The organism is Paenibacillus sp. FSL R5-0887, from assembly GCF_038002305.1.
Taxonomy (GTDB): domain Bacteria; phylum Bacillota; class Bacilli; order Paenibacillales; family Paenibacillaceae; genus Paenibacillus_AQ; species Paenibacillus_AQ odorifer.
This window is the reverse complement of sequence record NZ_JBBOCE010000002.1, coordinates 1,364,102-1,376,425: the sequence shown is the minus strand read 5'-3', so window position 1 is coordinate 1,376,425 and position 12,324 is coordinate 1,364,102. Positions and strand designations below refer to the sequence as shown.

Sequence of the window (12,324 nt, the reverse complement as noted above, 5' to 3'; positions counted from 1 at the left end):
AAACCCGATACCGACAGCGGAGAATAAGGATAGCTCGCCCCCCGCACAACCAACCTTACACAAATGAATCGAGCATTAACGAACGACGAAGCACCAAATGTTTCTTAGTCTAGCTTGAGCGGTGCTGCTGGTTATGTTTTTTGCTTTTTGGAAGACTTGTCTTCTTGCTGTACAATAGAGGCGTGGAAGAAGATGAAGCGGAGGAACATTTATGATACGTACACTTGTTGTCACACATAAAGGTGAGGTGCTGACAGAGATCCCTCTGCAAAATATCCGGCTGGAGGATTATGCTTGGATATGGGCAGATTTTGCTACGCCTACGCCAGAAGAAACGCTTTTGCTGGATCAATATTTTCATTTTCACCCCTTGGCGATAGAGGACTGTATGCATGTATTGCAGCGGCCGAAGCTGGATCATTATGAGAATGTGCAGTTTTTTGTGCTGCATGCGCTGAATGAGCGGACGTTGGATGCTGAGGAGGTTGACCTATTTTTAAGCGCGAACTTTCTTGTCTCCTATCACCATCAGGAAAAAGCAGAGATGAATGAAGCGTGGGAACAGGTGAAGAGCGAAATACATAGTCGAAAAGGTTGGTCGGGTGGGCCGATGGCAGCTGCATATACGGTAATGGACAAGTTGGTGGATAAATATTTTCCATGTCTCTACAGTTTAGAGGACGAGCTTGCGGATCTGGAGAGCAGCGGTAGCAGTGAGTCGGTGGAGGAATTGATGAGCCAGGTGTTTGGCGTGCGCGGAAGACTCCTCAAAATGCGGCGGACGATTGTGCCAATGCGCGATTTGATGTACCGGATCGTGAATTCACAGCATGTCCAGAGCAACGGCGAGGAACGGATTTATTTTGGCGACATTTATGACCATCTGCTAAAACTCTCCGATATGATTGAGGCTGATCGGGAAATGACAGCGGATTTGCGTGACAGCTATATTTCACTCAATTCCAACCGGATGAATTCGATTATGAAAACACTAACGGTAATCACCACCGTATTCATGCCGCTGACGCTTATCGCCGGGATCTACGGGATGAACTTTGTGAAGATGCCTGAACTAGAGTGGAAGTATGGTTATTTTGGTGTGTTGCTGTTTATGCTGGTAGTTGGTTTTGGGATGTTCCGATGGTTTCGACGGAGTGGCTGGTTTAAGTAAAAATAGAGCAGAAGCGCTAACAGCAAATCTCTTTCCTGCGAGAATTGCTGTTTTTCTGATACATAGCTAGAAAACGTCACCGCTATTTGCGGCGACGTTTTCCGGTGGAAGAAGTAGAGCGCCGGCGAGTAGTTGTAGTAGATTTGCGACGGGGTGAGGTGGAGCGCTTTTTTTTGCGGCGATTAGGACTGTACAGGGCAGCATCCTCTTCGGCGGCTAGTGCGCCTGCTGCGCCTTTGTTTTTACCGAAGCTACCCATGAACAGCTTAACCATTGGAGCCATCTGCTGGAAGCCGGACATCACCTTTTGTACTTTACCCATAGAGTTTACGATCCCGTCAATGCCGCCCATACGATCGATGATACCTTTGATTTGCTCCATATTCCCACCAATTCCGCCACCGCCGCCTAAGCCGCTGAGCAGTCCGGCAAGCCCGCCGCTTGCCTTTGTTGCAGCTTCGGCTGCAGGGAGCGCTAGCGCAGTTTCGGTGGCAGCTTCTGCTCCTAAAGCAGGAAGGATTCCGGTCTCACCTGGGAGAGCTGAGGGCGCATATGAACTGAGGCCGGGGTAGGCAGAGGCATTATACGAATCGCTCAGTGAACGCTGATTCCGGCGGGAATGATTATAGTAATGATCAGGCATAATATCACATTCCTTTGTTAGTGGTCTGCTATACTGTATGTCATGGGCGAACATACGGTATAGACGAATGCCCGGGTAATAGGGATAGGAGCGGAAAAGGGCGTATGCCTATAAACAGGTTAAAGTAGTGAAGAAACCGTGTACGAGCTTGATTTTCGGCGCTTTTGTAGTACTATAGTGTAGGCGATAATTCTTATATAGAGAAAAATACTTGTATTGGGGTACATAAATGGTGTGCGCGTGGGGTGGACGTTTGTCCATCATTTTCGTTCTTTACAGCGTGAAATCGTTAATGCTTGAAAAATGCGCTCCAGTGCAATATAGTAAAGGCAGGATAGTGACATTAGGTTGATGTTTCCGGAGCTAGTTTTGTACGGAGCTTAATCAGAGAAACTAATGCTGATAGAACTTTTAGGGGATGAAAAATTGATGCAACTTAAGAAGTTAAATGACAAAAGTATAGACCAATTATTTGAAGCCATTTTAACATTAAAGAATATGGAAGAATGTTATGTTTTCTTTGATGATTTGTGCACCGTGAACGAGATTCAATCGCTGTCGCAACGACTGGAAGTAGCACGTATGCTCGGCAAAGGCTCGACCTACAATCAGATCGAAGCAGAGACAGGAGCAAGTACAGCTACTATTTCCCGTGTAAAACGTTGCCTGAACTACGGAAATGATGGTTATAAATTAACGCTGGAACGTTTGGGACGCTAATTTATGGTACCGGGCGTACTTATTATCAGTCACGGCTCCCGCGACGAGGTTTGGGTGTCGATTGTGGAAGAGGCCGTAAGCGAATTATCGCTAGATGAAGAGATGCCAGTGGTGGTCTCTTTTTTAGAGCTGGTAGAGGGCCGTCTGATTCAAGATGGAATAAATGAACTGGAACATGCAGGGGTCACAGATATAATTGTGATCCCATTGTTCGTTTCCTCGGGAAGCACACATGTCGATGAAATAGAATATGCACTAGGGGCTAAACCTGAGCCTGAACGTGAGACCGACTTAGAGCCGTTCCACGTGAAGGCTAAGGTTCACTATGGTTATCCTGTCGACGATGACCCGGACATCGCTGTGATGATCTGGGACAAGCTCCGTAAGCTGTCTACGGAACCTGAACGTGAGACGATTCTGTTGGTAGGTCACGGCAGCATCTATGATGGCTTCCGCCAGCGTTGGCAGCAGGGCATCTCTTCACTGGCAGGACGTGTACGTGAGGTGAGCGGCGTAGCAGCTGCCGATTACGGTCTGCTGAATCCGGACAGTGTAAGAAGTAAAGTGGAGTATTGGCAGGAGCAGGGTCACGAGGTTTTGGTGGCGCCGCTTTTTTTGAGTGAAGGTTATTTCACTAAACATGTGGTTCCGAACAGACTTAAAGGGTTAACCTATAAGTATTCTGGCCAGACGCTTTTGCCGCACCCGCTTCTTCCGCATTGGATTGAGAGACAGGTAGAGACACTCCTCGAACAGATTCGAAAAAAGAGTTAAAAAGCTTCCTTTTTAGCCCACTTAATCATGAAAAATAGTGCCCATTTCCGTGGATAATACGGGATTTGCTGCATAGACATATATATAGTTGTTTTTGCCTAATAAGGTGTCGTGAATTGTTGTATAATGGAATATTTACGATAAATGTCCTCTGACATTGATTGTAGTGGTCCGAATTAGGTATAATCAATTAGGTTATTCTATTATAAAAAAACAGGTGGCGTTCCGGTAATGAAAACTGCGAGATTGATTTATAATCCCACTTCTGGACGGGAAGAAATGAAGAAGCGGCTCGCCGACATTTTGGACCGGCTGGATACGGGTGGCATTGAAGCCTCCTGCCATGCAACGACCGGAGAAGGCGATGCTATGTTAGCTGCTGCGGATGCAGTAGAGCGCGGTTATGATCTAATCATAGCAGCCGGTGGGGATGGCACTTTAAATGAGGTTATCAATGGTATGGCGGAGAAACCTAATCTCCCCCCGCTTGGCGTATTGCCACTTGGGACTACCAATGATTTTGCACGTGCGATGGGGATCCCGAAGAATTGGGAAGATTCCGTTGATTTGATCCTTCGTCAAGAGTCGCGTCCGATTGATATCGGTAAAGCCAATGATCGTTATTTCATTAATATAGCAGGCGGTGGCAGTCTAACCGAACTGACCTATGAAGTTCCAAGTAAGCTGAAGACCATGATAGGGCAGCTTGCGTACTATTTAAAAGGTATTGAAAAAATGGTCAGCCTATCTCCTCAGGAACTAATCATTCGTGCCAATGGGCAGGAGGTTATTCATGATGAGTTCATGCTGTTCCTGATTGCAAATACGAATTCTGTTGGCGGCTTTGAAAAGCTTGCTCCCGGCGCTCGAATCGATGACGGTCTGTTAGATGTTATTGCGGTTAAAAAATGCAACCTGGCAGAGTTTGTCCGTTTGGTTAGATTGGCCCTTCGTGGCGAGCATTTGCAGGATAAAAAGGTTGTGTATTTCCGTACGGATGCAATGGATGTAATCTCTCCAGGGCATGTCCAATTGAACTTGGATGGAGAACTTGGCGGAGAGCTGCCGGGTCGTTTTCGGATTTTACCGCAGCATCTGCGGATTTTTGCTCAGAATAATTAGGGTTGATTGAAAGTAAGAGTGTGGGATTATACAGCGATGATAATGAAAGAAGTGAACTATAAATAATGAGTAAACACCGCAGTGGACGCAGCACCAGCCGCCCAGCCGGCAAGGCGCCTGTCGCCGGACTGCCTGTGAATAAAAATGATGAGGTTATGCTCGATATTATCGGCATGACCCATGAAGGTGAAGGGGTAGGCCGCGTAGAAGGCTTTACCCTTTTTGTGCAGGGAGCCCTTCCCGGAGAGAAAGTCCGGGCAAGGGTGCTCAAGACCAAAAAGCAGTATGGCTACGCCAAACTGCTGAATATAGTAGAAGCGAGCAGCGCCCGCATCGCGGCGCCTTGCGAGATCTATGACCAATGCGGCGGCTGCCAACTGCAGCATATGGACTACACTGCTCAGCTGGCGTGGAAACGGCAGCTGGTGGTGGACAACCTGGAGCGGATTGGGAAGCTTCGGGTGAGTGGTGGCGGGGATAGCGGAAAGAGCAAAGAGAATGAAGCTGTTGAGAGTCAGATAGATAGTGCTAACGATGGTGGCATCGTGGATGGTACGACTGATGGCGCTGGAGTAGCTCAGACAGATGGCATTCTTGTTCGCCCTACACTCGGCATGGACGAACCTTGGCGTTACCGCAACAAGGCTCAGGTACCAATTGGTGTAACCGAAGGCGGTCTTGTAGGAGGCTTCTATGCACGGGGAAGTCACCGCATCATCGATATGGAAACCTGCTTGATCCAGCATGAGGATAATGATGACGTTGTGCGCAAGGTGAAAGACATCGGCAGAGAACTTGGCATCTCTGCTTATAGTGAAGAAACCGGTCGCGGCCTGCTGCGCCATGTCGTCGTGAAGAAAGCTTTCCGTACCGGTGAAATGATGGTTGTCCTCGTAACCAACGGCCGCGACATCCCACACCTGGACGCCTGGCTCGGCAGCATCCGCGAACAGCTGCCGGATGTAGTCAGCATCTGCCAGAACGTCAACACTCAGCGTACGAATGTCATCTTCGGTGGCGAAACCCGCGTCCTGTGGGGCAGAGACGTTATCTATGATTACATCGGCGATGTACAGTTCGCTATCTCAGCGCGTTCGTTCTATCAAGTGAACCCGGCACAGACTGAGGTGCTGTACGGTAAAACCGTTGAATATGCCGGACTGACTGGCAACGAAACGGTTATCGATGCCTATTGCGGCATCGGTACGATCTCCCTCTTCCTGGCGCAGCATGCGGCTAAGGTATACGGTGTCGAGATTGTACCGGAAGCTATTGAGGATGCCCGGGCGAATGCGAAGTTAAATGAGATGAAGAATGTAGTGTTCGAGGTTGGTGCCTCTGAGGATGTAATCCCTAACTGGAAAGAGCAGGGGATTACGGCAGATGTTATCGTTGTCGATCCACCGCGTAAGGGCTGCGATCCGCGGTTGTTAGAGACGATTTTGGCGATGAAGCCGGAACGCGTGGTGTATGTGTCTTGTAATCCATCGACACTGGCAAGAGACTTGCGGGTGCTCGAAGATGGAGGGTACAAGACAGTGGAGGTAACTCCGGTGGACATGTTCCCGCATACGGTGCATGTGGAGTCGGTGGCTTTGTTGGTGAGGGATGTAACAGAAGAATGTAAATGAAAACAAGGCGAAGTCGAGAGCGCAGCTGCAGCAAGAGTATGCAATGACCAGTCATATTCGCCCGGAAACTTCGGACACTGAAGTATTACGAAACGCCGAGCAGAGGATAATATCATAAAATATATTTGTAAAAATTTTGGCGAGTAACATAGAACGTCTATTTTTTGTGGACGAGCACGGGGAATTAAATTTTATCAGGGATTTCCCTGAATATTAATATCCGATTATATATTGGATTCATTGGTTGGCTATATGCTTTTCCATTATATCTGGCCATTAATTAGAAGCGTTCGCCAACCACATATCTGCATAATAAAGCTCTTACGAAGTAGGTCTATGCCTATTATCCGTGAGGGCTCTTTCTCATTTATTAATGATCCTGCAAAAAGTCAGCCCCATATGGAACCTTCGAGGGTACCATATGGGGCTCTTTTTGTTTCCGCAAATTGCGGAAGCATGGCGCAGGGACAAGTTCCTGCGCTTTTTCACATTCAGTTAAAGGAGAGAAATGCAATGAAAGCAAAAACAGAGTGGAATAATATTCCTTTTTTGGAACGATAAAAGAGCAGCGAGTTAGACGAGCGTAGCCCCTAGGCTCCGCTATAAAAAAATCGTGAAGATCTTCGTGGTCACACTTTTGATCACAGTGCTTATTTTTTTCATGCTGATGACACGAATACATAGCAAACCGCCCTGTTCGCAATGTTGCGAACAGGGCGGTTTGCTATGTCATAGAGGGCAGCTTGAAAGTTAGAGTCAACCTGCACTTTACGAACTATCTTGCACGTTTTTAAGGCTAACTTATTAATAGAGTAGCTACACAAAAAATAAGATTACTCTGCTACAACTTGTTTGCCTGCAATCCGGCCGAATGTGAAGATATCAGCGATGGCATTACCGCCAAGACGGTTTGTACCATGAATGACCCCTGTTACTTCACCTGCAGCGAACAACCCAGGGATGACTTCGCCTTTTTCATTCAATACGCGAGTCTTCTCGTCGATCACCAAGCCGCCCATTGTATGGTGAACGGAGGGTACAGCTTTTTCGATGTAGTAAGGGCCTTTTTCAAGAGATTTCAATCCACCGCGATGTTTGAAATCAAGGTCTTTACCTGTTTTCGCATAATCATTTACTTTATTAATCGTTTCTTTCAAAGTGTTCACGTCAATTTTAAAGAAATCAGCCGCCTCTTCAATCGTATCGGCTTTAAAGAGCAAGCCTTGTTTAACGAGTTGATCGTATTCGTCTTGATGAACTTCGATCGTTTTACCAATATCCTCAATGCCTTGATTCCATAATTGATACGTATATCCACCCGTTTGGGCAAGAATTGCTTTAGAAATAACGTCACGACGTTCTAATTCCTCAACGAAGCGCTTGCCTTCTTGGTTAATCAGGATCGCACCATCGAAGCGGGAGTCTGCAACCAGGGAAATAACACCTGTCTCAGGATTACAGATTGGATACGTTTGAATACTCTCCATGTTTGTCAGTTTGGCGCCAATCGTTTCTGCCATAACGATACCGTCACCTGTAGATCCTGGTGTATCGGTAGTCATATATTTTTCATCCATTGTAGGGTTATACTTCTTACGCATCTCTACATTGGATCCAAAACCACCGGTAGCGATGATGACGCCTTTGTTCGCATGGAATGTGATCTTGTCGCCAGTACCCGAAGTCGCAGTTACACCTGTTACTTTGCCGCTTTCGTCCTTCAGCAAGGTTTCGGCTTTCATATTCGTTTTGATCGTGATTTGATCAGCGTCTGTTTTGGCTTTTAACTTAGTAATCAATTCAACACCTGTATGACCTACAGGAATCAACGCACGTTTTCTGGAATGGCCACCAAATTGGAACAGATGATCAGGTAAGAACTCTACCTTGATATCATCGCGCAGCCATTCGGCAGATGCTAGAGCATTGTCGGCAAGAATACGAACCATCTTTGGATCCCCGAGGTTGTCTCCGCCTTTCATCGTATCATTATAGAACAAGTCAGCCGTGTCATCTGTGATGCCAAGAGCACGTTCAACCCAGTTGTCAGGCGCATTCATCTCACCACCGGAAATCAATGTGTTGCCGCCAACAGCTGGCATTTTCTCGAGCAGAACTACATTAGCTCCAGCGCTCTTCGCTTCGATAGCCGCACTAAAGCCAGCACCCCCGGCACCGATGACGACAACATCATAGGTTTGCTCGACTTCTTCTTTGTCTTTGCTTCCACTGACTGCAGCGCCAGCGACAAGGGTAAGTCCAGACTTCGTAATTGCATCTTGAATGGCTTCGAGATATCCTTTGCTTGTAACTGTAGATCCGCTAATGGCATCAACTTTTGCGCTGTTAGTTGCCATGACATCTTGCTTGAGCTGCGTATAAACAGGTTCTGCAAGTACTTCATTTTCCTTATGCTCTGTCACTTTAATGTCAGTGATCTTGTTATCTAATAAGGAGACTTGTACTTTAATATCGCCATGTTTACCTTGCCCAACTCCTTCAAAGACTTGAACTCCGTTTGCATCTGCAGCGGGTTCTGCATCTTTACTGCCGCAAGCAGCAAGCGTGAACATAAGACTGAGGACTAGTAGAATAGATAACAGCTTTTTCGTGTGAGTTCGCATAATATCTCCTTCATTCTGTTGTGAATTGGTTACATACACTAGGGAGAGGAAGATTTGCTAGGCAAATCCTTTATCTCTAGCCTAGACATGAATGTTATTTCATGTGAAAATATGCACAAGACCTATTATAGATTTAGTACAGCATTATGTATTTGCACAGATTAGTGTTTTTTTGTCTTTTTCGGGCATGTAAGAAACGGATATTGTGAAGGGCTATGATTACAATGAAATCAATTCACTTAAAAATTACGTTAATCGCAGGAGGCTGCTTCTTGCTGCTGTTCGTTGCATTGCTTGTAACAATATATTTGGAGATGAACCATACGGTTGTCCCTTTGAATAAGAACTTAACGCAGCAAGTGGTTACTGCACGCAGCGACCAGATTGATTATTGGTTTAATCAGCGCATTGGAGAGATAGACATGCTTGCTTCTCTAGCTTCGGACCATCAGTGGACACGAGATGAATTGCTGCAAGAGTTCGATAAGTTCGAGGCGAAGAAGAAAGTAGAGTACGAATCCATACGCGTGGTGGATATTCACGGAAATTCCTGGTCAGCAAGGGACAAGCCTTTTTCGATACTAAACCGACCCTACTATCGAAAACTGCTGAATTCAGATTCCAATTATGTGGTAAGCAATCCGATCGTATCCAAAGCGAATGCAGCCGAAATCGTCGTCATTCTTTATCGCGTGAATCCATCGGTGAATGATGAGGTAGCTTATATTGCCGCAGCCGTCTCCGTCAAGAAGATGAGGGAGATTGCTCAAGATGTAATGCTATATGACCAGTCAGGCCAGCTTATCGTCGATTGCAGAGAGCTGGGTGAAGAAGATGGAGCGGAGGATACAGCAGATAAGAAGAACATGAGTGTATTTGAGGCTCCAATTCAAAATGTGGAAGGCTGGAAGTTAGTACTCAAAGTACCGAATTCAAGTCTATCGTTAGCGGTGATCAAAACCCAGCGGACTGCATTGCTGGTAGGCGTTCTTATCGGTAGTGCGTTTATCGTCTTTCTGGTGCTGCTTGCTTCTTCCATTATTCGTCCAATTCAGTCGCTTCGCCAGGTAATGGAAAATGTGCAGAACGGCAACCAAACCATACGAGCAGATGTTACGCGCTCGGATGAGATCGGCGATCTTGGACGAAGCTTCAATGACATGCTTGTTCAATTATACGCTGTGGAGCAGGACCGAAAGGAGATGGAACTCAGACTGATTCATGAGCAGATCAAGCCGCACTTTTTATACAACACATTGGATACGATCCAGTGGATGGCAACGGAACATGGAGCAGACAATGTGGTGGAGATGGTGGAAGCGCTTAGCGCGTATTTCCGATTAGGGCTTGGCACAGGCAGTCCCTACATTCTGCTTGATCAGGAGTTGTACCATGTCGAGAGTTATCTTCATATTCAAGGTGTGCGATATGAGGAGATTCTGGACTACGAGCTTCGATATGATGAAAAGCTTGCTCAGTGCCAAGTTGTTCGCTTCATACTGCAGCCTTTGGTGGAAAATGCGATTTATCACGGGATTAAGCCACTTGGGGATCAAAAGTGCAAAATTTCGATTACAGCATATAAACAGGCCGATTATTTGGTCATTAAGGTTGAAAATAATGGGGTTATGATTCCGGAAGAGAAGCTTGAGCAGATAAATCAAGCCCTTCTTGATGATACATATGATCGTTCTGCCACAGGCTTTGGGCTATACAGTGTAAACCATCGCATTCGACTAGCTTACGGAGTGCCATATGGCCTTGCAGTGAAGAGCGAAGATGGCATTACCGTTATGGTCATTCGAATACCTTTGGACGGGGAGTGGAATGAAGATGTGGAAGATTGTCATCGTCGATGATGAAACGATCATTCGCAAAGGCTTGCGACAATACATTGAGGAGAGTCCGTATCTTTTTGAGGTTGCAGGAGAAGCGAAAAGTGCAAACGAAGCATTGAATATGGTGGAGGAAGCCCTACCACATGTATGTCTTGTGGACATCAACATGCCGAATATGAATGGGCTCGATCTGATGAATATATTGCGCGAACGCTGCCCGTCGGTTCTGGTTGTCATCATCAGCGGGTACGATAACTTTGAATATGCGCGTCAAGCCGTGCAACTGCAAGCATTCGATTATGTATTGAAACCTGTGCCGAAGAGTGATCTGAACAAGCTGCTTCATCGGATCGATGAGCATCTTCAGGTAAAATATCCTTTGCATTCACATGAAGGCAGGGTGGATAAGAAGCGGGAGCTTCCCGGGTATACAGGGGATGGAACAGTGCTTATCCAAAAAGTGACCGAGTATATTGACAGTCATTATCAGGATCCGGAGCTGTCTATTACTCGAGTAGCAGCACTATTTCATATCAACCAAACCTATCTTAGCAAGCGTATGAAGCAAGAAATCGGTGCTTCATTCCTTGACTATGTCACTGAGCTTCGGATATCGAAGGCGAAGGAGATTCTGGATGACGTAATGCCGAATATCAAAATCGGGGATCTGGCCGTGAAGGTAGGGTATAAGAGCCAGTACTATTTTAGTCGTGTGTTCAAAAATAGAGTCGGCTCAAGCCCCTTAGAGTACAAAAAGCATCCGTTCGGTTATGGATAGGAGGGCCATTCTCGTCCCTCTGCAGCACGCCATAGATGCTATGCTCGGTTCAGATTTTCAAATTCTTAACAACCATGAAGAAATTGAAGCGGTTAGAAAAGTTAGTAAGGGATCATCCCGGAGGATCGGCTAATAGTCATTGCAAGAAGCAGAAAAATATCAGAACTTGCAAAGGAACTTTTGTCAGCTCAGGCATTATTAAGTAAATCGAACTTTATTGTTATAGCTACTAAGTATTTATCTATTTCCATAGAGGAGAGCTTAGAAAGCGACGATATCTTATTGAATATTCTAGCCTTATTGGACCGACGAGTTGGGAAAAAGCGGATTTTAAACATGAGCGAGAAGATGAGTTAAAGCATCCAATTGTGCAATATTTTTATGAACTAAGGCGTCAAGAGCAGATAAACTGTCTGGAAGTGTCTTAGGGCTCCTCATATAAGTTTGTTCACATTGTCCACCCACGCATGTGGAGAGTGTCGCTCTACTGGTAAGGAAGGATACAGTGCTATGAAATCCTTATATTTATTGGACTTTACGGACAAGTATGAGAAAAAATGTTGTTAAAGAGATGGCATCATTGCCGTCTCTTTTTTGTTTCACTTTTTTAGTATTGCACTGACTCTGGTTACCGCTACCGAATCCTATGATCACAAGCATGAACGACTGCACGAAAATTAACGTTGATACTTATGTTTAAGCCCTCTCTACTCTGCTGGGTGACGGGAATCATAGACGTACTTACGTGAGGTTGCTACGATGTTCCATGGAAATTAAGTGAAAGTGATCACAAGAAATTACAGAAGGAGTTATTTATCGTGAAAAGAATCGTAACCCTAAGCACCCGCAAACTGATGGATACCGCAAAACACGGCGGATGCGGCGCATGCCAGACCTCTTGCCAGTCCGCTTGTAAAACTTCCTGCGGCGTTGCAAACCAGAAGTGTGAAAATGCAATGAACAGATAGGATTCGGAATTTTACCGCCCATTGCTCTGCTGATGGGCGGCTATTTTTAAGAAAT

General features: G+C 45.9%; 10 protein-coding genes and 1 pseudogene. 9 read left to right on the top strand and 2 right to left on the bottom strand.

Features of this window, described 5'->3' with window-relative positions:
• Positions 1–211 precede the first annotated feature (211 nt).
• Positions 212–1,171, top strand: a complete 960-nt coding sequence (corA, locus tag MKY14_RS24015) for a magnesium/cobalt transporter CorA (RefSeq protein WP_076136897.1) — start codon at positions 212–214, stop codon at positions 1,169–1,171.
• 82 nt (positions 1,172–1,253) lie between these two features.
• On the opposite strand, the gene MKY14_RS24010 is transcribed toward corA, so the two are convergent.
• The gene (locus tag MKY14_RS24010) at positions 1,254–1,814 is read right to left on the bottom strand and encodes a hypothetical protein (protein ID WP_038568686.1); all 561 of its coding nucleotides are present in this window, start codon (positions 1,812–1,814) and stop codon (positions 1,254–1,256) included.
• A 429-nt stretch (positions 1,815–2,243) separates the two neighbouring features.
• Between MKY14_RS24010 and MKY14_RS24005 the strand changes: the two genes are divergently transcribed.
• The 4 genes from MKY14_RS24005 to rlmD all read left to right on the top strand — a co-directional run bounded on the left by MKY14_RS24005 (position 2,244) and on the right by rlmD (position 6,061).
• A complete protein-coding gene (locus MKY14_RS24005) occupies positions 2,244–2,534 on the top strand; it encodes a YerC/YecD family TrpR-related protein (protein WP_019913624.1) in 291 nt (96 codons plus the stop codon).
• 3 nt (positions 2,535–2,537) lie between these two features.
• On the top strand, positions 2,538–3,308 hold the full coding sequence (locus tag MKY14_RS24000; protein ID WP_340977526.1) for a sirohydrochlorin chelatase: 771 nt from the start codon (positions 2,538–2,540) through the stop codon (positions 3,306–3,308).
• 231 nt (positions 3,309–3,539) lie between these two features.
• Positions 3,540–4,430 (top strand): diacylglycerol kinase, encoded by an 891-nt coding sequence (locus MKY14_RS23995; protein ID WP_036680719.1) that lies wholly within the window; start codon positions 3,540–3,542, stop codon positions 4,428–4,430.
• 65 nt (positions 4,431–4,495) lie between these two features.
• A complete protein-coding gene (rlmD, locus tag MKY14_RS23990) occupies positions 4,496–6,061 on the top strand; it encodes a 23S rRNA (uracil(1939)-C(5))-methyltransferase RlmD (RefSeq protein WP_340977525.1) in 1,566 nt (521 codons plus the stop codon).
• Between the two features lie 833 nt (positions 6,062–6,894).
• Here rlmD and MKY14_RS23985 read toward each other — a convergent pair.
• Entirely contained in the window at positions 6,895–8,685 is a 1,791-nt protein-coding gene (locus MKY14_RS23985; RefSeq protein WP_340977524.1) for a flavocytochrome c, read from the bottom strand.
• A gap of 272 nt (positions 8,686–8,957) precedes the next feature.
• Between MKY14_RS23985 and MKY14_RS23980 the strand changes: the two genes are divergently transcribed.
• The 4 genes and pseudogenes from MKY14_RS23980 (at position 8,958) to scfA (ending at position 12,269) form a co-directional block, all read left to right on the top strand.
• Positions 8,958–10,544 (top strand): histidine kinase, encoded by a 1,587-nt coding sequence (locus MKY14_RS23980; RefSeq protein WP_076128489.1) that lies wholly within the window; start codon positions 8,958–8,960, stop codon positions 10,542–10,544.
• Complete coding sequence (locus tag MKY14_RS23975; protein ID WP_340977523.1) at positions 10,519–11,301, top strand: response regulator transcription factor; 783 nt, start codon at positions 10,519–10,521, stop codon at positions 11,299–11,301. Before MKY14_RS23980 ends, MKY14_RS23975 begins: the two co-directional genes overlap by 26 nt.
• A gap of 67 nt (positions 11,302–11,368) precedes the next feature.
• Positions 11,369–11,729 (top strand): annotated as a pseudogene (locus MKY14_RS23970) (SF0329 family protein); the annotation flags it as partial.
• Positions 11,730–12,119: 390 nt separating this feature from the next.
• Complete coding sequence (gene scfA, locus MKY14_RS23965; protein ID WP_076098734.1) at positions 12,120–12,269, top strand: six-cysteine ranthipeptide SCIFF; 150 nt, start codon at positions 12,120–12,122, stop codon at positions 12,267–12,269.
• Positions 12,270–12,324: the final 55 nt, after the last annotated feature.